This is a genomic window from Novosphingobium sp. PhB55, from assembly GCF_004368805.1.
Lineage (GTDB): Bacteria > Pseudomonadota > Alphaproteobacteria > Sphingomonadales > Sphingomonadaceae > Novosphingobium.
Genome location: NZ_SODQ01000010.1, coordinates 13100 through 36886, shown reverse-complemented (window position 1 = coordinate 36886; position 23787 = coordinate 13100). Strand labels below are relative to the sequence as shown.

The window sequence follows — 23787 nt, the reverse complement described above, 5'->3', positions numbered from 1 at the left end:
AGGGGAACCCTGACATGACCAAGATGCCCATGCCGAGCGCCGCCGCGCCCGACACGAAAATCTACGAGCGCCGCGAATCCGCCGTGCGTACTTATTCCCGCTCCATGCCGCGCCAGTTCGGCAAGGCGCAGGGCGTGTGGATGCACGACAACGCGGGCGGCCGCTATCTCGACTTCCTTTCGGGCTGCTCCTCGCTGAACTACGGCCACAACCATCCCGTGCTCAAGGCCGCGCTGGTGGACTACATCGCCGGTGACGGCGTGACTCACGCGCTGGACCTGCACACCGACGCCAAGACCGAGTTCCTCCGCACCTTTGAGGATGTCGTGCTGGAGCCGCGCGGGCTGGACTATCGCATGATGTTCACCGGGCCGACCGGCACCAATGCGGTGGAAGCCGCGATCAAGCTGGCGCGAAAGGTGACCGGCCGCGAGATGGTGGTGGCCTTCACCAACGGCTTCCACGGCATGACGCTGGGCGCGCTGGCCTGCACCGGCAATGCCGGCAAGCGCGGCGGCGCGGGCGTGCCGCTCAACCATGTCAGCCACGAGCCTTTCGACGGCTACTATGGCGAGGGCGTGGATACCGCGGACCTGCTGGAACAGCGCCTGTCCGATCCGTCGAGCGGTCTCGATGCGCCCGCCGCCTTCCTGGTGGAGACGGTGCAGGGCGAAGGCGGCCTCAACGCCGCCAGCCCCGGCTGGCTGCGCAAGATCGCCGCGCTCGCCCGGAAGCACGGCGCGCTGCTGATCGTCGACGACATCCAGGCCGGCTGCGGCCGCACCGGCGGGTTCTTCAGCTTCGAGGGCATGGGCTTCACGCCGGATATCGTCACCCTGGCCAAGTCGCTTTCGGGCATGGGCCTGCCCTTCGCGCTCACCCTGATCCGCCCCGACCTCGATATCTGGGCGCCGGGCGAGCACAACGGCACGTTCCGCGGCAACAACCACGCTTTCGTCACCGCCACGGCGGCCTTGCGCGAATTCTGGGCCGATCCCGCCTTTGCCGACGACGTCGCCCGCCGCGGCGGCATCCTCGAAGGCCGGCTGGAGCGCATGGCCGACCGCCATGGCCTCTCGACCCGCGGGCGCGGCATGATGCGCGGCATCGACGTGGGCAGCGGCGAGATCGCCGCCCGCATCACCGGCGCCTGCTTCGATGCCGGCCTGATCATCGAGACCAGCGGCGCGCATGACGAGATCGTCAAGGTGCTCGCCCCGCTCGTGATCGACGATGCCACGCTGAACGCGGGCCTCGACATCCTGGAAACCGCGCTGGCCGAGGCGATCGCCCCGGTGAAGCGCCCGCTCGGCGTCGCTGCCTGAGCACCCTTCCAGATCGCCTCGAACTAGAGGCACAGATTTACAGGAATTGACCATATGATCGTTCGCCAACTCAAGGAAATCCGCAAGTCCGACCGCCACGTCGAGTCCAACGGCTGGCACTCCGACCGGCTGCTGCTCAAGGACGACGGCATGGGCTTCTCGTTCCACGTCACGACGATGTTCGCGGGCGAGGAACTGCACATGCACTACCAGAACCACCTGGAAGCCGTGCTGGTGCTGAAGGGCGCCGGGACCATCGAGGACCTCGGCACCGGCCTGACTCATGAGCTGAAGGCCGGCGTGATGTACGCGCTCAATCAGAACGACAAGCACATCGTGCGGCCCACCGAGGACATCCTCTGCGCCTGCGTGTTCAACCCGCCGGTCACCGGACGCGAGGTTCATGACGAAAGCGGCGCCTATCCCGCCGACGCCAGTGAAGATGCCGGCGAGCCGGCCCTCACGGACTGAGGAGGAAGGCCAGACGATGCAGGATCATTATCCCACGCGCTGCGCTGCGCAGCCGCAGCTCTTTCCCCGCGACGAACCCGTCGCGCGCCGCGAATGGCAGCCCGGCGCACCGCTCAGCGCCGAGCAGATCGCCCAGTTCGACCGTGACGGCTATCTGGTGCTGGAGGACGTGTTCTCCGAGGCCGAAATGGCCGCGCTCCAGGCCGAGACCGGCCGCCTCCTGGGCAACCCGGCGGGCCTGAAGGACGAAACCGTCATCGCCGAGCCGGGCAGCCGCGAGATCCGCTCGATCTTCGAGATCCACGAGCAGAGCGAGACCATGGGCCGCCTGGCTGCCGACGCGCGGCTGGCCGGCGTCGCCAGCTACCTGCTGGACGACGAGGTCTACATCCACCAGTCGCGGCTGAACTACAAGCCGGGGTTCAAGGGCAAGGAGTTCTACTGGCACTCCGACTTCGAGACCTGGCACGCCGAGGACGGCATGCCGCGCATGCGCGCGCTGTCGATGTCGGTGCTGCTGGCGGAAAACACGCCTCACAACGGCCCGCTGATGGTCATGCCCGGATCGCAGCACGTCTTCATCGCCTGCGTGGGCGAGACGCCGGAAGACCACTACCGCGCGTCGCTGCGCAAGCAGGAATACGGCGTGCCCGATGAAGATACGCTGGCCCAGCTGGCGCACCGCCAGGGCATCGTCTCGCCCACCGGCAAGCCGGGGACGGTCATCGTGTTCGACTGCAACACCATGCACGGGTCCAACGGCAACATCACGCCCTTCCCGCGCGCCAATGCCTTCCTGGTCTACAACGCCGTGAGCAACCGGCTGGAAGCGCCCTTCGCCGCCGCCACCCCGCGTCCGGACTTCATCGCCGCGCGCGAGGTGAAGACGATCACGCCGGTTTCCGGCATCCTCGAAGGAGAAGCCGCATGAACCGGACCCATTCCGTCGAGAAGATCGGCGGCACCTCGATGGCGGCCACCTCCACGGTGTTCGACAACGTGCTGGTCGCCGGCCGCAAGGGCGCGGACCTCTACAACCGGATCTTCGTGGTCTCGGCCTATGCCGGGATGACCGACCTGCTGCTGGAGCACAAGAAGTCGGGCGAGCCCGGCGTCCATGCCCATTTCATCCGCAACGAAGTGCCCGGCGCCTGGCGCTCCGCCCTGGCGGACGTGATGGGCGCGATGTGGGCGCGCAATGCCGAGATGTTCGCGCGCTCCGCCAGCCGGGAGGAAGCGGATGCCTTCGTGGCCATGCGCATCGCCGCGCTGGAAACCTGCCTGGACGATCTCGACCGCCTGCGCGCGCATGGTCGCTTCTGCCTGAAGGACCAGATGACCACCGTGCGCGAGATGCTGGCCGGTCTGGGCGAGGCACATTCGGCGCACTCCACCGCGCTGATGCTGCGCGACCGGGGCGTGAACGCGGTCTTCGTCGACCTGACGCTCTGGGACCACGCGGACATGCGCAGCCTGGACGAGCGCATCGTCGAGGCCATGGCGCCGATCGACCTTGCCGGGCAGATGCCCATCGTCACCGGCTATGCGGGCTGCGAGGGCGGCATGGTGCGCCGCTATGCGCGCGGCTATTCGGAAATGACCTTCTCGCGCATCGCCGTGCTGACGCAGGCGCGTGAGGCGATCATCCACAAGGAGTTCCACCTTTCCAGCGCCGATCCGCGCCTGGTGGGCGAGACGGTGGCGCGCAAGATCGGGCGCACCAACTACGACGTGGCGGACCAGCTTGCCAACCTGGGCATGGAAGCCATCCACCCGCGGGCCGGGCGGGGCCTGCGCCAGTCCGGCATCCCGCTGCGGGTGCGCAACACGTTCGACCGGCACGACGGCGGCACGCTGATCTGCGGCGACTACGTTTCCGACCGTCCGCGCGTGGAGATCGTCACCGGGCTGGCCTCGGTCCAGGCGCTGCAGGTGTTCGAACAGGACATGGTCGGCGAGAAGGGCTACGACGCCGCGATCCTGGAGGCGCTGACCCGCCACGGGGCGTGGATCGTCAGCAAGAGCTCCAACGCCAACACCATCACGCACTACCTCTCGGGCACCAGCCCGGCGCAGATGGCCGCCATCGTCGCGGACATCGAGGCGCACTGGCCCGGCGCCGCCGTGACGGTGCAGCCGGTGGCGATGGTCTCGGTGATCGGCAGCGACCTTGCGGAGCCGGGCCTGGTCCCGCGCGCGCTGATGGCGATGGCCGAGGCCGGAATCGGCATGGCCGCGATGCAGCACCAGATCCGCAATGTCGACGTGCAGTTCATCGTCGCGGTCGAGGCCTTCGACCAGGCGGTGCGGGTGCTGCACAAGGCGCTGGTCGAAGGCGGTGCCGCCGCCCCGGTGGGCGGAACCCCGGAACCGGCCGGAACCCAGGAACTGGCTGCCGCCTGATCGCTTGATTGATCATGCTGAAAGCCATCCTCCCCGTGCGCAGCCTGCTGCTCGCCATCTTCGTGCTGATGGCGGGCGGCGGCTTCATGAACACGCTCGTCAGCGTGCGCCTGGAGCGCGGGGGGTCTGGCACCCTGGCGATCGGCCTGGTCGGCACCGCCTATTTCGCAGGACTGGTCGCAGGCTCCATGCGCGCGCCGTCGCTGCTGCGCCGCATCGGCCACATCCGCGCCTTCGCCGCTTTCGTGGCCGTGCTGAGCGCCAGCACGCTGGCTTATGCCATCCACCGCGACGTGCCGTTCTGGGGCCTGCTGCGCTTCACGGACGGAATCTGCCTGGCAGGCATCTACGTCTGCCTGGAAAGCTGGCTGAACGAACGGGCCGAAGGCGCCGGGCGCGGCAGCGTGCTGGCCGGCTACATGATCGCACTTTACGGCGGGCAGGCGATCGGGCAGTTCACGCTCAACCTCGGCGGCGCGGCATCGACGATGCCGCTGATGGTGGGATCGATCCTGATCTCGCTCGCCGCCGTGCCCGTGGTGCTGACCCGCATCGCCGCACCCGCACCGGGGGAAGCCTCCTCGCTCTCGTTCCGCGAACTCTACGCGGTCTCGCCGCTGGGGATCGTCGGCGCTTTCCTGACCGGGATCATGCTCGGCGCCTTCTACGCGATGGGCGCGGTCTATGCCCGGCGCTCGGGGCTGGACCTTTCCGCGACCGCGCTGTTCATGAGCGTCGTCATCATGGGCGGCGTGGCGCTGCAATGGCCGCTAGGCCGCCTGTCCGACCGGATGGACCGGCGCATGGTGATCGTCATGGCCTTCGCCGGCACGCTGGCCGCCAGCCTGGCCATCGCCCTGACCGAGGGCAACCTGCCGCTGCTGACGTTCGGCGCGCTGTGGGGCGGCCTCAGCTTCGCGCTCTATCCGCTCTGCGTCGCCCATACCAACGACCACCTCTCGGCCGAGCAGCGCGTGGCCGCCAGCGGCGGGCTGGTGCTACTCTATTCGCTGGGCGCCGCCATCGGCCCCTCGCTGGGGGCGCTGGCGATGACCCTGCTGGGAACGGCCGGGCTGTTCCTCTTCGTTGCCGCCTGCGCCGGCGCCGCGCTGGCATTCGGCCTGTGGCGACAGGTCCGCTCCGAGCCGGTCCCCGGCCATCTCCAGGAAACCTACGTCGTGCTGCCGCGCACCACGCCCATGTCCGCCGCGCTCGACCCGTTGGCCTCGGACGAAAGCACTCTTGAATGACCGACCAGACTTCGCCGGCCGTACTGCACCGCGCCATCGCCGCATCCGCGATCGGCAATGCCACCGAATGGTTCGACTATGGCATCTATGCCTATGGCGTCAGCTATATCTCCGCCGCGCTGTTCCCCGGCGAGGCCGCCGAAGCGACGCTTTTCGCGCTGGCGACATTCGCGATCTCGTTCCTGGTGCGGCCGCTGGGCGGCTTTTTCTGGGGTCCGCTGGGCGACCGCTACGGCCGCAAGGCGGTGCTGGGCATCACCATCGTGATGATGGCGGCGGCCACGGTGGGCGTCGGCCTCATCCCCTCCTACGCGGCGATCGGCCTCTGGGCACCGGCGCTGCTGGTGGTGCTGCGCATGGTGCAGGGCTTTTCGACCGGCGGCGAATACGGCGGCGCCGCGATCTTCATGGCCGAGTATGCGCCCGACCGGAAGCGCGGCTTCTATGGCAGCTTCCTGGAAGTCGGCACGCTGGCGGGCTTCTGCGGCGGCGCCCTGCTGATGCTGGGCTTCTCGCTGCTGCTGGGCGATGCCGCCATGCGCGACTGGGCCTGGCGCCTGCCGTTCCTGCTGGCCGGACCGCTGGGTTTCGTAGGCGTCTACTTGCGGGCACGCATGGAAGAGACGCCGCTGTTCCGCGAAGCGGAAGAGAGCGGCCAGAACGCATCCGCCACGCCGCTGCGCGACCTGATGCGCCGCCACCGCCGCCCGCTGCTGGCGATGAGCGGGCTGGTGATCGCGCTCAACGTGGTGAATTACACCCTGCTCAGCTATATGCCGACATATCTGGAGCGCCGGCTGGGCCTTTCGACCGACGCCGCGCTGGCCGTGCCCATCGCCGGCATGCTGTTCATGATGGTGCTGCTTCCCTTTGCGGGCGCCCTGTCGGACCGGGTGGGGCGCAAGCCGATGTGGATGGCCTCTCTGATCGGGCTGATGCTGGCGGTGGTGCCGCTCTATCACTTCATGGATACCGGCCTTGCCAGCGCGGTGATCGGCTATGCCCTGCTGGGGCTGCTCTACGTGCCGCAACTGGCGACGATTTCGGCGACGTTCCCCGCCTTCTTCCCCACCCCGGTGCGCTTTGCCGGTTTCGCCATCGCCTACAACCTCTCGACCTCGCTGTTCGGCGGCACCGCTCCGGCGGCGAACGCCTGGCTGATCGACCGGACCGGCGATCCGCTCACCCCCGCCTACGTGATGATCGCCGCTTGTCTCGTCGGGCTGGTGGCGCTGCATTATACCGAGGAAACCGCCGGCAAGCCGCTGCGCGCCGTCTGACTGCCTAACCGAGGATTCCCTTTGAAAACCGATGCTTTCGCCGCCCTGGCTGCCCCCGGAACAAGCGGGCCCTGGGCCATGGGGCCCTGGGCCTCCGAGCCCTGGATGCACACCGGAATCGCCCTGCTGCTCCTGGCCGCCGCCGCCTGGCTGGCCAACTGGATCGCCAAGCGCATCGTCCTGAGCGGCATGATGCGCCTGCTGCGGCGCACGCCCTTCGATGTCGAGGCGGGGCATATCGGCGCCATCGTCGCGCGCCTGTCGAACATCCTGCCCGCCGTGATCGTGCAGGGCGGGATCGGCACGGTGCCCGGCCTGCCGCCCGCGCTGGTCGGCTTCGTGCACAGCCTTTGCGCGGCCGTGGTGATCCTGACGCTCGCCCTGGCCCTGTCCGGGGCGCTGACCCTGGCCAACGACGTGTACCAACGCCGCCCGGAAGCCGGGCACCGGCCGATCAAGGGCTATGTCCAGGTGGCCAAGCTGCTGGTCTACGGCGCCGCCGCGATCCTGGTGCTGGCCGCGCTGATGGACCAGTCTCCGCTGCTGCTGCTGTCCGGGCTGGGCGCCATGGCGGCCGTGTTGCTGCTGGTGTTCAAGGACACCATCCTCTCGCTGGTCGCATCGGTGCAGATCACCTCCAACGACATGGTCCGCGTGGGCGACTGGATCGAGATGCCCAAGCTCGACGCCAATGGCGACGTGATCGACATCGCGCTGCACACGGTGAAGATCCAGAACTTCGACAAGACCATCACCACCGTGCCGACTCACCGGCTCATCACCGAGAGCTTCCGCAACTGGCGCGGCATGTCGGAATCGGGCGGGCGGCGCATCATGCGCTCGCTGATGATCGACCAGAACAGCGTGCGCTTCCTGACGGCCGGGGAACTGGAGGCGCTCTCGCGCTTCACCCTGCTGCGCCAGTACCTGGCGGAGCGCCGCGGCGAAGTGAACCGCTGGAACCAGGACCACGCGCAAGGCGAGATCCTGGACATGCGCCGCCTGACCAATATCGGCACTTTCCGCGCCTATGTGCACGCCTACCTGACCGCGCACCCGGACATCGCGAAGGACAAGACCCTGCTGGTGCGCCAGCTCGAACCCGGCGAATACGGCCTGCCGCTGCAGATCTACGCTTTCGCCTCCACTACGGCCTGGGCCCAGTACGAAAGCATCCAGGCCGATATTCTCGACCACCTGATCGCGATCATCCCCGAATTCGACCTCCGCGTTTTCCAGCGGCCCACCGGCCTCGACCTGGCGGGCGCGGTCGCGCGGTCGGCATCCTCGCCGGACGCCGTCCTGCCCCCCGCTCCCTCCCTTCCCGTTCAGGACCCTGCGTGACATGAAGGCCGCCTTACCCATGCCTGCCGCCCGCCGCCTTTCCGCAGTCTCCGCCGTGGCGGCCGCTGCCCTGCTTGCCCTGACGCCCCCACCCGCCGCCGCGCAGGGAGGGCTCTCTGCTGCGCAGGCGGGACTCTCTGCTGCGCAGGCGGGGCCAACCGATGCCGACGTGGTCTCGCTCGCGAAACGGGCGGATATGGTCGTCAGGGCGCAAGTCGCCGGCGTGACGCGCGTGAACACCGCAAGCCAGCGCATCCCCGCGCCCGGCCATGCCCGCTATTATGTCGAGGCCACAACCGGCGCGCTGCTGTTCGGCGCCGCGCCGATCGGCGGATCGCTGCGCTATCTGGTGGACCTGCCCCAGAATGGCCCCGCGAACGGCGTCATGACCGGAATGGGACCGGCGGAACTGCCCGGCCGCGATGTCATCCTGTTCGCCTCCCCGGTGCCGGGCCGCCCCGAGGACCTGAAACTTATCGCCCCCACCGCCCAGATCCTCTGGACCCCGGACGAGGAAGTGCGCCTGCGCGCCGTCCTGCGCAGCCGGGTCGCCCGCAATGCGCCCAGCAATGTCACGCGGGTGCGCGAAATGCTCTACGTGCCCGGCAACCTCGCCGGGCAGGGACGCACGCAGATCTTCCTCGACACCGAGGGCGGGCGCAGCGCCTCGATCACGGTCCGCCATGAACCGGGCCAGGCGCCCGCCTGGGGCGTCTCGTTCTCCGCGGTGGTGGCAACAGCGGGCCGCCCACCCGCGCGCGGCACGCTGGAATGGTACAGCCTGGCCTGCTTCCTGCCGCCCGCCCCGGCCGAACGCGCCAATATCTCCGCCACCTACGAGGGCAAGATGCAGGCCCTCACCGACTACCGCATGGTGCTCGCCGCACTGGGCAGCTGCCCGCGCACCATGTCCTGAGCGCCGGCTTGCGCGGAACGGCGAGAGGGCCGATTTCGTGCCAGGCGGAAACCGAAGGGCGCGCGGAGGGTTGTTGCCGGACCGCGGATCGGGCCGGACTGCAGACAAGGAGGTAACGGGGTTGGAACAGGCAGCAGGGGCGGAAAGCCCAAACAGCGCCATGCAGGACCGGTTCGAGCAGATCGCGCTCTATCGCTGGTGGCGGCGCTCGGTCGTCGGGCGGGTCGATCACGAGAGCGTGATGGCGCGCATCACCGAGGATTCCGGGTGGTCGCCGCGCTATGCCTTCATGGTGATGATGTCCGCAGGCATCGCCGTGCTCGGCCTGCTGCTCTCTTCGCCGGCCGTGGTCATCGGCGCCATGCTGATCTCGCCACTGATGAGCCCGATCCTGGGGCTGGGCTTCAGCCTGGCCCTGTTCGATTTCTCCGAGATGCGCCGCTCGCTTACCGCCCTGGCGGTGGGCGCGGTGGCAGCGGTGATCTTCACCGCGCTGATCGTGGCCCTCTCCCCGCTGCAGGCGCCGACCAGCGAGATCATCGCCCGCACCCGGCCCAACCTGTTCGACCTGGCAGTGGCGCTGTTCGCGGCCCTGGCAGGGACTTTCGCGATCATCCGCGGGCGCGGCGACACGATCGTCGGCGTCGCCATCGCCACGGCCCTGATGCCACCGCTCGCAGTGGTCGGCTTCGGTCTGGCGACATGGAACATGCCCGTGCTGGGCGGCGCTTTCGCCCTGTTCGTCACCAACTTCGTGACCATTGCCCTCTCCGCCACGGCCATGGCGCGCTTCTACGGGTTCGGCCACCATCTCACCAGCCAGCAGAGCTGGACGCAGACGTTCGTCCTGCTGTTCGTCTTCGTCGCCATGGCCATTCCGCTGGGCATTTCGCTCAAGCAGATCGCCGGGGAGGCAGTCACCGTCAACCAGACGCGCTCCTTCCTGTCCGAGCGTTTCGGCGCCGACGCGCGGGTGACCCAGCTTGAGATCGACTTCGATGCCGATCCCGTGGTGGTGCGCGCCGTGGTCATCACCCCGCGCGGGCGGATGCAGCGCACCGCGGCCCTGCAGGAAGACCTCACCAGCCGCCTGGGCAAGCCGCTGCGCCTGCGGCTGGACCAGGTGGTGCTCGAACCCGGCGCCGGCGCCATCGAGGCCCAGCGCGAGGAAATCCGCCAGGCGGGCGACGCCGCTGCCATCGAGACCCAGCGCATCGCCGCGCTCTCGCAGATGCTGGCCCTGACCGCCGGGACCACGGCGGACGGCGTCACCGTGGACCGCGACCATCACCGCGCCATGGCCGATGCCGTGCCGCTGCCGGGCGCCTCGCTGGCCACCTACCGGGTGCTGGAGCAACGCGCCGCGGCGCAGGCGGACGGCTGGGACGTGGTGCTGACCCCGCCGCAAATGGCCACGCCGATGATCGCCTTCACCGGCAGTGCGGACACGCTCGATGCCCCCGCGCGGGAAGCGGTGCTGGTCAGTGCCTGGGCCGCGCGGCGCTGGAACGTGCGCAGCCTGGGCGTTCCCGGACTGCCCCCGGCATCATCGGAGCAAGCCGCGGAGGAGGCGCCGGAGAAGCCCACGCTCGTCCAGCGGCGCGCGCTGGCGGTGGCTGCGCTGCTCCGCGAGAACGGCATAGCGCCTCTCCCGGCCCCGGCCGCGGGCAGCCGTTTCGCTCTGCGCCGCATCGATGAGGGCGAGACCCAGCCTTGAGCCCCGCCGCCCTCAGCGCCTTCATCCTGCTGGGCGCGCTCGTTCTGTTCGTATCCGAAAAGGTGCGGCACGATCTCGTGGCCTTCCTGGCCCTGATCGCCTGCCTCGTCACCGGTCTCGTCGCGCCGGGCGATGCCTTCTCGGGCTTCGCCGATCCGGCGGTGATCGCGGTGGCGGCCGTGCTGGTGGTGGGCCGCGCCATCGAACTCAGCGGCGCCGCCGGGGCCGTGGCGAACCGCATCATCCCCGCCCGCGCGCCTTTCGCGATGCGTCTTGCCTGCCTGCTGCTGGTGGGCGCGCTGCTCTCCGCGTTCATGAACAATATCGCCGCGCTGGTCATCACCATGCCGATCGCCGCGGAGATCGCCCGCTCGGCCAAGCGCTCGGCCGGCGCCACGCTGATGCCGCTGGCCTTCGCGACGATCCTGGGCGGCATGACCACCCTGATCGGCACGCCCGCCAACCTGATCCTCTCCTCGGTGCGCGAAACGCGGCTGGGCGCGCCTTTCGGGTTCTTCACGATGACCCCCGTGGGCGTGGCGGTGACGGTGGTGGGGCTGGCCTATCTCTGCGTGGTCGGCTGGCGGCTCCTGCCGGCGCGGCGCGGCGATGCGGCGGACGGCAAGCCGCCCTGGCGCGTCTACGAACTGGTCGTCCCCGACGAGCGGCTGGACGCGGCCCAAGTGCGGGCGCGCCTGCGCGGCGCCGGTGGACGCCTGCTGGCCGCCTTTCGCGGCATCGACCGGATCGGCGCGCAAGGCGCCTTGCAGGCGCAGGACCGGCTGCTGGTCCTCTCGCGCAAGAACCAGTGGTCGGTCGGGACCACGGCCGGGCTGGTTTCGGATCTTTCCGTCGATCACGTCCCCGATGCCGTCACCGTGCGGGTCGCGGTGGCGCATGGATCGCCGCTGATCGGGCTGGGCTATGACGAAGTCCGCACCCGCAGCCGCCAGCAATTGCAGGTGGTGGCGGTGGGGCCGCGCGTGGCGCGGGAGCGGCGGCAACTGGCGGACATGCGGATCAGCGCAGGAGACCAGCTCTACATTCGCGGTCCGCAGGCGGAACTCGGCAGCTTCAGCGCCGGCGCCCGCGTGCTGGAGATCGACCGCCACGATCCCGTTCCCACCGCGCGGGGGCGCGCCTCGGGTATCCTCGCGGTCTTTGCCGCAGCCATCGCCTGCATCGTCGGGCTGGGCATGTCCCCGGCGCTGGCCTTCACCGGCGCGGCGGTGCTGATCGCGGCGCTGCGGCTGCTGCCGCCGGAGGAAATCTACCGCTCCATCGACTGGAGCGTCATCGTCCTCCTGGCGGCGATGATCCCGGTCGGCCAGAGCTTCGAGGACAGCGGCGCGGCGGCCATCGCCGCGCAGTGGCTGGGTCATGTCCTGGCGGGAATGCCGCTGGTGGCGGTGCTGGCGGCGCTCTGCACGGTGACGCTGCTGCTCTCGATCTTCCTCAACAACGTCGCGACCGCGATCATCATGGGGCCGCTGGCGATAGACGCCGCCGGCCTGCTGCACGTCAGTCCGGACGCTGCGTTGCTGGCGGTGCTGATCGGCGCGTCTTCCGATTTCCTCACCCCCATCGGGCACCAGAACAACCTGCTGGTCATGGGGCCGGGCGGCTATCGCTTCAGCGACTACGCCCGCATGGGCGCGCCGCTGGTGGTGGCGGTGGTCGCCTGCGCGGCGGTGACGCTCTCGGTTCTTTATGGGTAGGGGTCCGGCTGCGGGGAACAGCGACCGCCGCGACGCGTTCCGGTTCGTCTGCAGATATGCGTTAGGGCAACCATGATCGAAAGCCGAATGAACCGGCGGGTATTCTGGGGTGCCTCCGCTGTCATCCTGGCCATGCTCTCCGCCGCCCTGGTCGCCCCCGGCGCCTCCGACCTGGTCTTCAAGGCCGCGCAAAGCTGGGCGATCGACACGTTCGGATGGCTCTACATCGCCGCGGTCGTCGGTTTCCTGGTCGTGGTGCTGGCGCTCGGCTTCGGCCCGGCCGGCCGGTTGAAGCTCGGCCCGGAAGATGCCGAGCCCGATTTCCCCTACGTATCGTGGCTGGCTATGCTCTTCGCGGCCGGCATGGGCATCGGGCTGATGTATTTCGCAGTGGCCGAGCCGATCCAGCATTACAGCGCCCCGCCCGAAGCACAGCCCGGCACCATCGACGCCGCGCGCGAGGCGATGGCCATCACGTTCCATCACTACGGCGTCCATGCCTGGGCGATCTACGCGCTGGTGGGCCTGAGCCTTGCCTATTTCACCTATCGCAAGGGCCTGCCGCTGACGCTGCGATCCGGCCTCTACCCGATCCTGGGCAAGCGCATCCGCGGACCGATCGGCGATGCCATAGACATCTTCGCGGTCTGCGGCACGGTGTTCGGCGTCTCCACCTCGCTCGGCTTCGGCGTTTCGCAGATGACCGCCGGCCTCGCCTACAACTACGGCCTGCCCGACAACACGACGATGAAAGTGGGCGTGATCGTCCTGGTCATGGGCGCTGCGACGCTATCCGTGCTCAGCGGCGCGGACCGCGGGGTGCGGCGGCTTTCCGAACTGAACCTGGCGCTGGCCGTGCTGCTCATGCTCTTCGTGCTGGCGGAAGGGCCGACGCTGTTCCTGCTGCGCGCGCTGGTGCAGAACTTCGGGCTCTATCTCGACCATTTCTTCGAACGCAGCTTCAAGCTCTATGCCTATGAGCCGCGGGCCTGGATGGCGGACTGGACGCTGTTCTACTGGGCCTGGTGGATCGCCTGGTCGCCATTCGTGGGCATGTTCATCGCGCGTATCTCGCGCGGGCGCACGATCCGCGAATTCGTGATCGGCGTGCTCTTCGTGCCCACCGCCTTCACCTTCCTGTGGATGACCGTGTTCGGCAACTCCGCCATCGCGCTCGACCTCGGCACTGCCGGCGGCCAGATCGCGCATGCCGTGCAGGAGAACCTCTCCACCGCCCTGTTCAAGTTCCTGGAGTATCTTCCCGGCTCCGGCTTCACCTCCACCCTGTCGATCGTGCTGGTGGCGGTGTTCTTCATCACGTCGGCCGATTCCGGCGCTCTGGTGATCGACACCCTGGCATCGGGCGGCGAAGAGGATACGCCGCGCTGGCAGCGGATGTACTGGTGCCTGCTGCTGGGCGCCACGGCCACTGCGCTGCTCATCGCCGGCGGGCTGGGCGCCTTGCAGACCGCTACCCTGCTGGCCGCGCTGCCGTTCTGCTTCGTGATGATCCTGCTCGCCTTCGGGCTGGTCCGCCAGACCAGCGCCGACCTTGCCGGCATCACCATTTCCGACGACGAGCCCGCGACCGTCAGCGAAAGGCTCAAACGCCTTTTCGTGCCTTCCAGCAAGGCGCAGATCGTCCGGCAACTGGCGGAGCGCGGCGCCCCCGCGCTGCGATCCGTCTGCGAAGCGATGCTGGCGGAAGGCTGGGCCGACAGCCATGTCACCGAGGGCGAGGGGCAGGCCGCGCTCACCATCACGTTCGGGCCGGAGAGCCGGTTCGTCTACAGCCTGGGCACCCGGTCGCGCCCCCTGCCCGCCTATACCGCGCTGGAAGCCTCGGAAGGCCGCCGCAGCCTGACCTGGATGATGACGGGGCAGGTCGCCACCGAGCGCCACCGCGACCTTACCGGCCTTACCGAACAGCAGATCGTGAACGACGTGCTGACCCAGCTCGAACGATGGCGGCCTGCCGCCTGAACCGTGCGCGCTATTTCAGCGGCAGGAACAGCTCTGCCACCGCTTCGTGCTCCGGCACTTCCGGGAAGAAGCGCAGGCGCTGGCAATAGAGCGGGAAGTCGCGGACTTCCTCGCCGCTGCCGGGAAGCCAGTCGCGATAGAGAAAGAGCGCCGCCGGCTCCAGGTTATCCGTCTGGCCGACCTGCCGCAGCACCGCGCAGCGGCCGCCGGGGATCTCGCCGATCCGCACCGCCTCGCCATCGGCCGCGACCGGCCCCTCGATGCCCGCGCAAAGGTCGATACCATAATCGGCCGGGGCGGCGGGGCGGCGCTCCGACCGCCAGATATTGAATGTCGGGCTTTTGGAGGGATGCAGACCGGCGCGGCGGCGCCAGGCGATGAAGCGCTGGATGGTGCCTCCCAACCCGGCCGGGTCGCCCCGGTGCTCCATGATCGCCACCAACTGCTTCGGCACCTCGCGGATAACGACGTCTTCCTGCGTGAATGTCCTGTGCATGAACTTGCTCCTGGCTGTGTCGAGAGGCTCGAAGGCCGAAAGCCACGGCGCCCAATCGGGGCTCTTGCGGAACGAGGACGGCGGTTGCCCGAACCTCTGCCGAAACGCGCGGGCGAAAGCGTCCGGCGCCTCGTAACCGGCATCCAGTGCTATGTCGGTCACGCTCTGCCCCTCGCGATAGGCCAGCCGGTGCGAGGCCCGCTTCATGCGGGCCAGCTGGACATAGCGATGGACGGAGATCCCGAACATGGCCGTGAACTGCCGATGGAAGTGGAACTTCGAAAAGGCGGCCACGCCGCTCACCGTTTCGAGGTCCAGCGCCTTGTCGAGGTGCCGGTCGATATGGTCCAGCGCCCGCAGCATCCGGGCATGGTAGGTATCGAGCGCCGCCTTCATCGTTCCTTCCTCCGTGACGCTCTCCGTTAGCCACGGATCGCGGACACCTGCTCGACCGATCTTGCGCTTCGGCATGGATCGGCGGCGGGATTCGGGCAAGTGCCCCCAGGCCTCCCCGCCATGCCCCAGCGCGCTGATCCGCTTGGTCGCCGCCGGCTCGCCTCCGCCTTGACAGGATATGGCGCGGCCAACATCCTGCCCGGCGGGAAGACAGCGCCGATGAAACGGCCGGCGGGAGGAGGCAATCGATGCAGGCGGCAATCGAGGCGTTCGACAGGATAGCGGCGGGGACCTACATCGAGGGCCTCGCGATCGACCATCTGCGCGACATCGTTTGGTACAGCGACGTCATTGCCGGCGGCATCCACGGCGTGAAGCCCGACGGCACCCGGGTCGCGTCCTTCAACCCCGATCGGCGGTGGACCGGCGGCGTGACGATGAACGCCGATGGCGCAGTGCTCTCCACCGGCGAGGGCGGCATCATGTGGAACGACCCCGAATCCGGGCGATCTGGCTGGCTGCTGCGCGAAATCGACGGCCAGCCGATCAACGGCATCAACGAGATGGCGCCGGACGGCCGAGGCGGGCTGTTCTTCGGCACGCTCGACATCGCCAGCGTCATCAAGGGCGAACCTGCCCGGCCGACGGCGATCCATCGCATGACCGCTTCCGGCGAAGTCATCCAGGTCGCCGGGGACATCGGCTTCACCAATGGCCTGATGTTCGATGCCGGACGCCGGCGCCTCTACTGCAACGACACGTTCCGGGGCACCTGGGCCTTCGACGTGGCGGACGACCTCACCGCGTCCAACCGGCGCATGATCCTCGACAAGGAGGATGCCGACGGCATGGCCCTCGACGCCGATCACAACCTCTGGATCACGGGCTTCCGCTCGAATGCCCTCACCCGCCTCGCGCCGGACGGTACCCGGCTGGCGGACTGTCCCACTCCGGGCGGCGCCATCACCCAGGTGCGCTTCGGCGGCGCCGACATGCGCGACGTCTACGTCAATTCCGTGCCCGTCGATGGCGGCGATACCCTGAAGGAAGGGGGCGAGATCACCGCCCGGAACTCCTTCCTCTATCGCGGTCGTTCAGGCACGCCGGGTCTCAAGCTGGACCTGCCGCGCTTCAGGCTGGACTGAGCGTTTCGGGCGGGGCGCCGCGGCTGTCGGCGGGCATCGCCGCAGCGGTTTCAGTGCCCTTGGGAAGCTGCGAAACAGGATAGTGCGCGCTATCCACCTTCTGCACGGCGCGCCGGGGTGATAGGTCACGACACAAGGCGAGTCCGGCTCCAGCAGCGCGATCGGACCATGGCGAAGGGATTGAGCATGCAGAACCTCGACGGGCTGGGATATCGGGACAGGACAGTCGTGGTCGCCGGCGGGTCGTCCGGCATGGGCGAGCAAGTCGCGCGCATCCTCGGCGAACTCGGCGCCAAGGTGCACATCGTCGACATCCAGGCGCCCAAAGTGCCGCACCTCAGCTTCCGGCAGTGCGATCTCTCCGACTTCGACCAGGTCCGCGCCGCCGCCGCCGCGCTGGCGGCAGAAGCGCCGATAGACTTCGTGTTCCCCTGCGCCGGCCTGCCGCCGCACATCAAGGGGCCGATGTATTGCATGCGGGTCAACTACATAGGCACGCGTCTGTTCGTGGAAGAACTGCTGCCCTCGGTCCGCGACGGCGGCGGGATCGCGCTGATCTCTTCCGATGCGGCGATGGGCTGGCAGGGCAACCTCGCCCAGTCGCTGGAGATGCTGGCGATCTCCGACCCGGACGAAGCCTATGCCTGGTGCGAGGCCGATCCCGATGCCCGCGTCCGCGACGGCTATACCAGCTCGAAGGAGATGCTGGTGGTCTGGGTCGCCAACAAGGCGGTCGAATACGGCAATGCCCGGCGCATCCGCTTCAATGCGATCGGCCCCTGTCCCACCCGCACCGCCTTCATGGACGAGCAGGAAAAGCTGCTGCCGGAAGGCTTTCTCGACGCCTGGCCCTATCCCTCGCTGGGGCGCATGGCCACGGCGGAAGATCAGGCCTGGCCGCTGGTCCTGCTCAACAGTCCGCTCAACGGCGCGGTTACCGGCAGCTTCCTCTACACCGACCAGGGCTTCGCCAGCGGCGTGTTCACCGGCGCCATCAACCCCGCCTTCATGAAAGGCGAGGTCGCCTGAACGCGATCGCGGTGACAACCATGGAGACGCATTCGTGAAAGCGGCCATCTATCCCGGGCAGGGCCAGCCTGTCGTCATCGAGACATTGCCCGACCCGGAGCCCGCGCCCGGCGAAGTGCTGATCAGGGTCAGCCGCTGCGGCATCTGCGGCACGGACCTGTCGATGACCAAGGGCACCGGCTGGGATTTCGGCGCGGGTTCGCAGTTCGGCCATGAATATGCCGGCGAAGTCGTCGCGCTCGGCGCGGGCGTCTCCACCCTGGCGATCGGAGACCGCATCGCCGTGCTGCCCTCGGTCGCCTGCGGGGAGTGCCCGGGCTGCGCGCATCAGAACAACGTGCTGTGCCAGGCCTCGCCCGGCAGCGCGATGCATGGCTTTGCCGAACTGGCGCGGGTGCCGGCTGCCGTGGCCACCCGGCTACCGTCCGTCCTCACGCTCACCGACGGCGCCCTGATCGAACCGATGGCGATCAGCCTCTACGGTGTGAAGCACGCACGGATCCAGCCCGGCGACAAGGTCGTGGTGCTGGGCGGCGGCACCGTGGCGCTTTACGCGATCTACTGGGCGCGGCGTCTTGGCGCGGGCAGGATCGTCGTCATGTCCCGTTCCGCCCGCCGCGCCGACCTGGCGCTGCAGATGGGCGCCGACCGCTTCATTCCCTATGGAAGCGACGAAATGGGCGAAGTGAGGGAAGCGCTCGGCGGCGTGCCGGACGTCGTGTTCGAATGCGTGGGCGCGGAAGGGATGCTCGGCAAGGCGATCCTGCATGCCGGGCCGTTCGGCCGGGTCGTCTCGCTGGGCTTCTGCACCTCGCCCGACCCGGTGATACCCGCCCTCGCCTCCTACAAGTGCGTGAACGTGCAGTTCCTGGTCGGCTATTCGATGAAGGAATTCCTCTACATCGCCGACCAGATGGACAAGGGCCACGTCGACCCCAAGGCGATCGTCACCAGCACCGTGCCGCTGACGGCCCTGCCCGAGACGATGGCGATGCTGCGCGGCCCGAACGAGGAAACCAAGGTCCACGTCACGATGACGTGACAGGATGGCGTGAGACAGAATAGCGTGGGACCGGACCCGATCCGGTCCGCATCCCACCCCCATCGACGCCCAGGGCTACGCGGGGTCCGCGTAGATCCCGTCCATCACGAAGCGCGTGGTCGCCGCGCGCAGGGTGTCGTCGTCGGCCATGCCTTCGGGATAGAGCCAGTCCTTGAACAGCACGCAGCCCAGCAGCGAGGCGAAGCTGATGCGGACCATCAGTTCGGGCGGCAGCTTGTCCGTGCCCCCGGTACGGCCGCGCACCACTTCGGCGCCGCGCGCGAAATAGTCGTGCAGGGCATCGACCGCGGCCATGCCCTGCACTTCGCCGCTCTTCCCGGTTTCCGCCATGATGAGCGAGAGGAACATGCGCTGGTGCTCGGCGATGAAGTCCTGCAACTCGGCGATATAGGTCTTGGCCTGCGCTTCCAGCGGTGCATCGCCGCTGGCGGCGGAGACGTTCGACATGAAGTTCTGGAGGTGGCTGTCCAACGGGCGCTGGATCGCTTCGCGGAACAACTCGGCCTTGGAGCTGAAGTAGCGAAAGATCTGCGTCTCGGTCGTATTGGCGCGCGCCGCGATGGCCGCCGTGGTGGCGCCCGAGAAACCATAGCGCGAATACTCCGCTTCCGCGGCGCGGAGAATTTCCTCCCGAACTTGTGCGGGAGCGCGCCTTTGCCGCGGCCTGTCGTTCTGCCTGCCCAAACTCTGCTCCGCCAAACACCGCCTCACTTGCGGCCGTCCTATAGCGCCGCCACGGCTTTGGCCACTCCTGGCGCCAAAGCGCGGTATTACCAGCGCCGGCGGCGCTGGCAGGCCCGCACGCGCCGGGCGATCTCTTCGCGCCGCTCGGCGGGGGTGACATGGGGCGTGTCTTCGGGAAGGTGATCGCGCAGCTCTGCCAGCTTGACGCGCCGGATCGTCGGCGTCGGCTCCGCGCTGCAATCGTACCAGCGGCCATAGATGCCGCCTTCGGTGTAGCCGGCCGGGTCCAGCCAGTTGGGCACGCCGGGGTCGGTCAGCGCGATCACCGCCCGAAACCGTCCGTCCGACGAGAGCCTGGCCATGGCGCCATTCGTGCTGGACAGCCGGTAGACATATTCCAGCGCATTGAAGAGCGGGTCGTTGAGCTGGATGTTCCAGTAAGGCGCCCGGTCGGGAATCTCGGTCTCGATGATCAGCGCCTCGTCTTCCGCGAGCTGGAAGCAGGCCGGCCAGTAGACCTGCTTGACCAGCGCGCCGGGCATGCGGACCGGCTCGAAGACGTTGAAGCCCACGCGGTCCTTCACGCCGTTCTGCATGGGGTAGTAGAGGTTCGTCTTGCGCGCCGGGAAGCGCGCCATCTCGCCGATCCGCGCCAGGATATCCTCGGGCGAGAGCCGGGGCTTGGGCGGAACCGGGTCCAGACATTCGATCGAGAGCTGCGGATCGGTCTCGTCCTCCCAGTCATACATCCGGTAGCGCAAGTACATGCCCCGCGCCTCCGGATCGATCGGCGCCCAGTGCCCGGCATGGCCTTCCGGCCGCACGGCGCTGAACAGGATCTCGAAGTCCTCGCCCAGTCCGATGCCCAGATCGTCGCAGTCCACCTCGTTATGGCCATTGGGCCGGGGCATCTCGTCGACAGTGCCCGAAAGCGCCTTCTGCGTGGTGAACGAGAGGATGCGGCAGGTCCCGCGATTGCCCGAGACCCGGTAGCGCAGGTCCCCCCGGATCGGGCTCTGCACATAGATATCGTCCGGGTTGGGCTGAAGCGTGAAGACCGGGTTCCACAGCGGCGCCCAGTCGGGATGCTCGGCATCGGCGTGGAAATACATGAAATAGGCATAGGACAGGCTGGTCATCGTCTGGCGGTAGACATCGGCGCGATAGGCCGGGTCTTCGGGCCGCCAGCTCATCGCCAGATTGTCCACCGCCTGTTCGAGATCGCCCAGGTAATCCAGGATCGAGGTTGTCTTGGTGGCCACAATGCGTCTCCAGTCGGAATGGTCGGTCTCGGGGGCGGAAGGGCCTTACCAGCGGCGCCGGCGCTGGGCGGCGCGCACGCGGCTGCGCAGGGCCTGCTCCCTCTCGACGGGCGAAACCGTGGCCGTGCCGGGCGGCAGGTGCGCCTTCAGGTCGGCCAGCTTGACGGTCGTGATGGTGGGGATCGGCAGGCTGGAGCAATCGTACCAGCGCCCGTAAAGCGTTCCCTCGGTATAGCCCGCAGGGTCCAGCCAGTTGTGCACGCCGGGATCGGTCAGCGCGATGACGATGCGAAGCCTGCCGTCACCGTCGATGATCGCGGTCGATCCATTGAGGCTGCTCTGCCGGTAGACATATTCGACCGCGTTGAACAAAGGGTCGTTGAGCTGGATGTTCCAGTAGCGCGCGACCGCCGGCATCTCGGTCTCGACGATCAGCGCCTCGTCCTCCTCGAAAGAGAACACCGCGGGCCAGTAGAGCTGCTTGTCGAGGCCAGGCAGCCGCACCGGATGGATCCTGTTCTGGCCGACCGCCTCCAGGATCTCGTTCTGCATCGTGTAGAACAGCCGGTTCTGGTTGCGGGGAACCGCGGCCTGACGCCCCAGGCGCGCGGCGATCGCTTCGGGCGAGAGACGCGGCTTCATCGGCACTTCGTCCAGACATTCGATGGTAAGCTGCGGATCGACCTCGCAGTTCCAGTCGATCATGCGATAGCGTACGAAGATGCAGTCGGCCCCGCTCTTGAGCTGCGACCAGTCGCCCTCGTATCCCTCGGGCCGCACGGCGCTGAACACGATATCGATCCGCCCGTCGGGGCCGACGGTGAAGTCCGAATCGTCGAAACTGCTGGCCGCGCCATATTCACCCACCGTTTCGAGCGTGCCGGGAATCCCGCGCTGGGTGACGAAGATCAGCTTGCTCACGGTGCCCCTGTCGCCGCTGACGCGGTAGGTCAGGTCATCGCGCAGCGGGCTGAAGAGGTAGATGTCGTCGGGATTGGGCTGGCACAGGAACACCGGGTTGTAGAGCGGGCTCCAGTCCGGATGCTCGGCATCGGCGTTGAAATGGACGAAATAGCCGTAGGACAGGTTCATCAGCGCCTGCCGGCAGACTTCCGCCCGATAGGCCGGGTCTTCCGGGTGCCAGGTGTTCGCCAGCTCCGCGGCCGCTTCTTCGAGAGGGGCCAGGTAGCTGGCGAGCGGTTCTGTTGAAGGACCCATACGATATCCTCACCCATTCCCTCCGCGCCCACCCGGGGGTTTTCGCGGCATGGATTTCTGCTGAAAGCGTCCGGTTGTCCGGTCCCGTCGAGTACGGCCGTCCCGGCACCGCGTCGGGCCGGGCATCGCGCCGAGGACAGCATGCACTGTCATAGTACGGCGCCGCAAGCCTTCTGGCGGGAGCAGCCCCGCCACATCGCAGGCAGGATATCGGCCCGGCCAAGCTAGATAGTCTTGACTGTCTTGAATCGCCGATCGAACATGGTGCCTCGCGCAAGAACGGCCGCGGGCGAGGATGATTTCGAATGGACCTGACGTACGACCCCCCCAGCGCATTCCGCCATGCCGGCGATGCCCTGCACGAACTCGTCGCCGCGGAGATCAGCAGCAGCGACTTCGGCCCGGACGATTATCGCCCCGGGCTGAATGCCTACCTTCATGCCATGGACTACGACCCCCGCTTTCACGAACAGGGACGGCGCGCGGCCTGGGGCCAGATCGTGGCCATCCTGCGCGGCCGGGCACATGCCTATCGCGCGATGAAACAGCATCCCGGTTTCGACCGCCATCCGGTGGTGAGCCCGGTCGTCATCACCGGCGTTCCGCGCACCGGAACTACGGCGCTGCACCGCCTGATGGCCGTGGATCCCCGCTTTCAGGGGCTTCAGACCTGGCTGATCGATTCCCCGATGCCCCGCCCGCCGATCGAGACCTGGGCCGACTATCCGCAGTTCCGCAAGACCATGGCCGGCATCGATGCCCAGCACGCCGCCGCGCCCGATCACCAGGCCGCCCATTTCCGCGCGGCCGAGGAAGTCCACGAATGCTGCATGATCCTGTGGCACGGCTTCACCTCGAACATCCTGGCCTGCGCCGGGCCCTCCGCGCAGACTTACGACGCCTGGTGGCGAAGCCAGTCCGAAGCGGCCTCCTACGATTACTTCCGCGCCTGCGTGCAGCTGATCGGCAGCAACGAGCCCCATCGCCGGTGGCTGCTCAAGAACCCGGGGCATATCGAGAACCTCGACCTGCTGCTTGCGGTGTTCCCCGATGCGAAGATCATCCAGACGCACCGCGATCCCGGCAAGGCGATCCCCTCGCTCGTGTCGCTCATGGCGAACCTTCACCCGCTCTTCGAGGAAGGCCGCCGGCAGGAGCGGTCGGAAAACATGCTGATCCGGGAAGTGGCCAAGTGGTCCGAGGCGGTCGAGAAGGCCCAGCGGGTTCGCAGCCGCTTTCCCGGGCAGGTCCTCGATGTCGTCCATGCCGACTTCCATGCCGATCCGATGGCCGTCCTCGAACGCATCTACGCCTTCATCGACATGGACATTCCCGAAACCCTCCGGCCGGGGCTGGCGAAGCGGATTGCGGAAAAACCCGAACTCGCGCGCGGGACGCACAAGTATGACATCGCCGATTTCGGCATGACCGCGGACCAGGCCCGCGAACCGTTCCGCGACTATATCCAGCGCTACGATCTCCTGGAGAAGGCCCGCTGACGGCGCCGCCAGCCGCCGCCTGAAAGGGTCCGGTCCCGGCCTCTGGCATCGCCCCTGCGCGCTCTGGGATGCCCGCATTGACAAGCCGCGCCGGCCGCTCGCAAATCGGCGGACACCGCGCAGGCCGGGGCGGGAACGGGAGAACGCAGGACATGTCCGATAGCAGGATCGAAGACCGGCTGCTCATCCGCGAAGTCTACGGGCGCTATGCCATGGCCGTCGTCCGCCAGGACGGCGCCGACTGGCTGGACTGCTGGTCCGCGGACGCCACCTGGAAAACGCCCCAGTTCGAAGTTGCCGGCCATGCCGCGCTGGAGCAAATGTGGACCGCGACCTGGACCGATTTCCGCAGCGTCACGCCTTTCAACGAGATCGGCCCGATCGCCTTCACGCAGGACGGCGCCAGCGTGCTCTCCACCGTGCTGGAGACCATCGCGCTGAAATCCGGAAGCGGCATGACGATGACCGGCCTCTATACCGACCGCCTTGTGCGGGAGGGCGGCGAATGGCGCTTTGCCTACCGCGCCTATACCCCCATCGGGCAGCCAGCCTCGCTGGCCGGTCGCGCGGCCTGAGGGAGAACGGCAC

The 23787-nt window shown here is 68.1% G+C and carries 20 protein-coding genes; 16 read left to right on the top strand and 4 right to left on the bottom strand.

The genetic code is table 11. From position 1 onward, the window contains the following. Positions 1 to 14: 14 nt before the first annotated feature. The 11 genes from ectB (at position 15) to EDF57_RS22335 (ending at position 14407) form a co-directional block, all read left to right on the top strand. Positions 15 to 1325: a diaminobutyrate--2-oxoglutarate transaminase gene (ectB, locus tag EDF57_RS22385; RefSeq protein ID WP_134095917.1), complete on the top strand. Its 1311-nt coding sequence runs from the start codon at positions 15 to 17 to the stop codon at positions 1323 to 1325. Positions 1326 to 1379: 54 nt separating this feature from the next. Continuing rightward, the gene (locus EDF57_RS22380) at positions 1380 to 1796 is read left to right on the top strand and encodes an ectoine synthase (protein ID WP_132268927.1); all 417 of its coding nucleotides are present in this window, start codon (positions 1380 to 1382) and stop codon (positions 1794 to 1796) included. 16 nt (positions 1797 to 1812) lie between these two features. Then, on the top strand, positions 1813 to 2727 hold the full coding sequence (thpD, locus tag EDF57_RS22375; RefSeq protein WP_132268929.1) for an ectoine hydroxylase: 915 nt from the start codon (positions 1813 to 1815) through the stop codon (positions 2725 to 2727). Further along, entirely contained in the window at positions 2724 to 4199 is a 1476-nt protein-coding gene (locus EDF57_RS22370; protein WP_134095916.1) for an aspartate kinase, read from the top strand. The genes thpD and EDF57_RS22370 overlap by 4 nt, the downstream gene beginning before the upstream one ends. Positions 4200 to 4213: 14 nt before the next feature. Further along, positions 4214 to 5449 carry an MFS transporter gene (locus EDF57_RS22365; protein WP_134095915.1) on the top strand — a complete coding sequence of 412 codons (1236 nt, stop codon included), beginning with the start codon at positions 4214 to 4216 and terminating at the stop codon, positions 5447 to 5449. Further along, complete coding sequence (locus EDF57_RS22360) at positions 5446 to 6729, top strand: MFS transporter (protein WP_134095914.1); 1284 nt, start codon at positions 5446 to 5448, stop codon at positions 6727 to 6729. Before EDF57_RS22365 ends, EDF57_RS22360 begins: the two co-directional genes overlap by 4 nt. Positions 6730 to 6807: 78 nt before the next feature. After that, positions 6808 to 8073 (top strand): mechanosensitive ion channel domain-containing protein, encoded by a 1266-nt coding sequence (locus EDF57_RS22355; RefSeq protein WP_134095986.1) that lies wholly within the window; start codon positions 6808 to 6810, stop codon positions 8071 to 8073. Between the two features lies 1 nt (position 8074). Continuing rightward, positions 8075 to 8989: a hypothetical protein gene (locus EDF57_RS22350; RefSeq protein WP_134095913.1), complete on the top strand. Its 915-nt coding sequence runs from the start codon at positions 8075 to 8077 to the stop codon at positions 8987 to 8989. Positions 8990 to 9149: 160 nt separating this feature from the next. After that, a complete protein-coding gene (locus EDF57_RS22345) occupies positions 9150 to 10706 on the top strand; it encodes a DUF389 domain-containing protein (RefSeq protein WP_134095985.1) in 1557 nt (518 codons plus the stop codon). Then, on the top strand, positions 10703 to 12424 hold the full coding sequence (locus tag EDF57_RS22340) for an SLC13 family permease (RefSeq protein ID WP_134095912.1): 1722 nt from the start codon (positions 10703 to 10705) through the stop codon (positions 12422 to 12424). Before EDF57_RS22345 ends, EDF57_RS22340 begins: the two co-directional genes overlap by 4 nt. 72 nt (positions 12425 to 12496) lie before the next feature. After that, entirely contained in the window at positions 12497 to 14407 is a 1911-nt protein-coding gene (locus EDF57_RS22335) for a BCCT family transporter (protein WP_134095911.1), read from the top strand. A gap of 10 nt (positions 14408 to 14417) precedes the next feature. Here EDF57_RS22335 and EDF57_RS22330 read toward each other — a convergent pair whose 3' ends face one another. Next, the gene (locus tag EDF57_RS22330) at positions 14418 to 15374 is read right to left on the bottom strand and encodes an AraC family transcriptional regulator (protein WP_243841233.1); all 957 of its coding nucleotides are present in this window, start codon (positions 15372 to 15374) and stop codon (positions 14418 to 14420) included. Positions 15375 to 15547: 173 nt separating this feature from the next. On the opposite strand from EDF57_RS22330, the gene EDF57_RS22325 reads away from it, so the two are divergent. From EDF57_RS22325 to EDF57_RS22315, 3 genes are all read left to right on the top strand, one after another. Then, positions 15548 to 16444 (top strand): SMP-30/gluconolactonase/LRE family protein, encoded by an 897-nt coding sequence (locus tag EDF57_RS22325; RefSeq protein WP_134095910.1) that lies wholly within the window; start codon positions 15548 to 15550, stop codon positions 16442 to 16444. 186 nt (positions 16445 to 16630) lie between these two features. Further along, complete coding sequence (locus EDF57_RS22320) at positions 16631 to 17473, top strand: SDR family oxidoreductase (protein WP_166675363.1); 843 nt, start codon at positions 16631 to 16633, stop codon at positions 17471 to 17473. A gap of 34 nt (positions 17474 to 17507) precedes the next feature. Beyond that, entirely contained in the window at positions 17508 to 18515 is a 1008-nt protein-coding gene (locus tag EDF57_RS22315; protein ID WP_134095908.1) for an alcohol dehydrogenase catalytic domain-containing protein, read from the top strand. Positions 18516 to 18590: 75 nt separating this feature from the next. Here the strand turns inward: EDF57_RS22315 and EDF57_RS22310 are convergent, their stop codons facing one another. From EDF57_RS22310 to EDF57_RS22300, 3 genes are all read right to left on the bottom strand, one after another. Continuing rightward, on the bottom strand, positions 18591 to 19220 hold the full coding sequence (locus EDF57_RS22310; protein ID WP_165921498.1) for a TetR family transcriptional regulator: 630 nt from the start codon (positions 19218 to 19220) through the stop codon (positions 18591 to 18593). Between the two features lie 86 nt (positions 19221 to 19306). After that, complete coding sequence (locus EDF57_RS22305; protein ID WP_208324938.1) at positions 19307 to 20482, bottom strand: hypothetical protein; 1176 nt, start codon at positions 20480 to 20482, stop codon at positions 19307 to 19309. A gap of 45 nt (positions 20483 to 20527) precedes the next feature. Beyond that, positions 20528 to 21700, bottom strand: a complete 1173-nt coding sequence (locus EDF57_RS22300; protein WP_134095906.1) for a DUF1214 domain-containing protein — start codon at positions 21698 to 21700, stop codon at positions 20528 to 20530. Between the two features lie 305 nt (positions 21701 to 22005). On the opposite strand from EDF57_RS22300, the gene EDF57_RS22295 reads away from it, so the two are divergent. Together EDF57_RS22295 and EDF57_RS22290 are read left to right on the top strand one after the other, a co-directional pair. Next, positions 22006 to 23199 (top strand): sulfotransferase, encoded by a 1194-nt coding sequence (locus EDF57_RS22295; protein WP_134095905.1) that lies wholly within the window; start codon positions 22006 to 22008, stop codon positions 23197 to 23199. A gap of 152 nt (positions 23200 to 23351) precedes the next feature. After that, positions 23352 to 23774, top strand: coding sequence for a nuclear transport factor 2 family protein (locus tag EDF57_RS22290; protein ID WP_166675362.1), 423 nt, complete (start codon positions 23352 to 23354; stop codon positions 23772 to 23774). Positions 23775 to 23787: the final 13 nt, after the last annotated feature.

Coding starts and splice junctions, on each gene's coding strand:
- ectB (WP_134095917.1), top strand. CDS start 15: ATGACCAAGATGCCCATGCCGAGCGCCGCCGCGCCCGACACGAAAATC.
- EDF57_RS22380 (WP_132268927.1), top strand. CDS start 1,380: ATGATCGTTCGCCAACTCAAGGAAATCCGCAAGTCCGACCGCCACGTC.
- thpD (WP_132268929.1), top strand. CDS start 1,813: ATGCAGGATCATTATCCCACGCGCTGCGCTGCGCAGCCGCAGCTCTTT.
- EDF57_RS22370 (WP_134095916.1), top strand. CDS start 2,724: ATGAACCGGACCCATTCCGTCGAGAAGATCGGCGGCACCTCGATGGCG.
- EDF57_RS22365 (WP_134095915.1), top strand. CDS start 4,214: ATGCTGAAAGCCATCCTCCCCGTGCGCAGCCTGCTGCTCGCCATCTTC.
- EDF57_RS22360 (WP_134095914.1), top strand. CDS start 5,446: ATGACCGACCAGACTTCGCCGGCCGTACTGCACCGCGCCATCGCCGCA.
- EDF57_RS22355 (WP_134095986.1), top strand. CDS start 6,808: ATGGGGCCCTGGGCCTCCGAGCCCTGGATGCACACCGGAATCGCCCTG.
- EDF57_RS22350 (WP_134095913.1), top strand. CDS start 8,075: ATGAAGGCCGCCTTACCCATGCCTGCCGCCCGCCGCCTTTCCGCAGTC.
- EDF57_RS22345 (WP_134095985.1), top strand. CDS start 9,150: ATGCAGGACCGGTTCGAGCAGATCGCGCTCTATCGCTGGTGGCGGCGC.
- EDF57_RS22335 (WP_134095911.1), top strand. CDS start 12,497: ATGATCGAAAGCCGAATGAACCGGCGGGTATTCTGGGGTGCCTCCGCT.
- EDF57_RS22330 (WP_243841233.1), bottom strand. CDS start 15,374: ATGCCGAAGCGCAAGATCGGTCGAGCAGGTGTCCGCGATCCGTGGCTA.
- EDF57_RS22325 (WP_134095910.1), top strand. CDS start 15,548: ATGCAGGCGGCAATCGAGGCGTTCGACAGGATAGCGGCGGGGACCTAC.
- EDF57_RS22320 (WP_166675363.1), top strand. CDS start 16,631: ATGCAGAACCTCGACGGGCTGGGATATCGGGACAGGACAGTCGTGGTC.
- EDF57_RS22300 (WP_134095906.1), bottom strand. CDS start 21,700: ATGGGTCCTTCAACAGAACCGCTCGCCAGCTACCTGGCCCCTCTCGAA.
- EDF57_RS22295 (WP_134095905.1), top strand. CDS start 22,006: ATGGACCTGACGTACGACCCCCCCAGCGCATTCCGCCATGCCGGCGAT.
- EDF57_RS22290 (WP_166675362.1), top strand. CDS start 23,352: ATGTCCGATAGCAGGATCGAAGACCGGCTGCTCATCCGCGAAGTCTAC.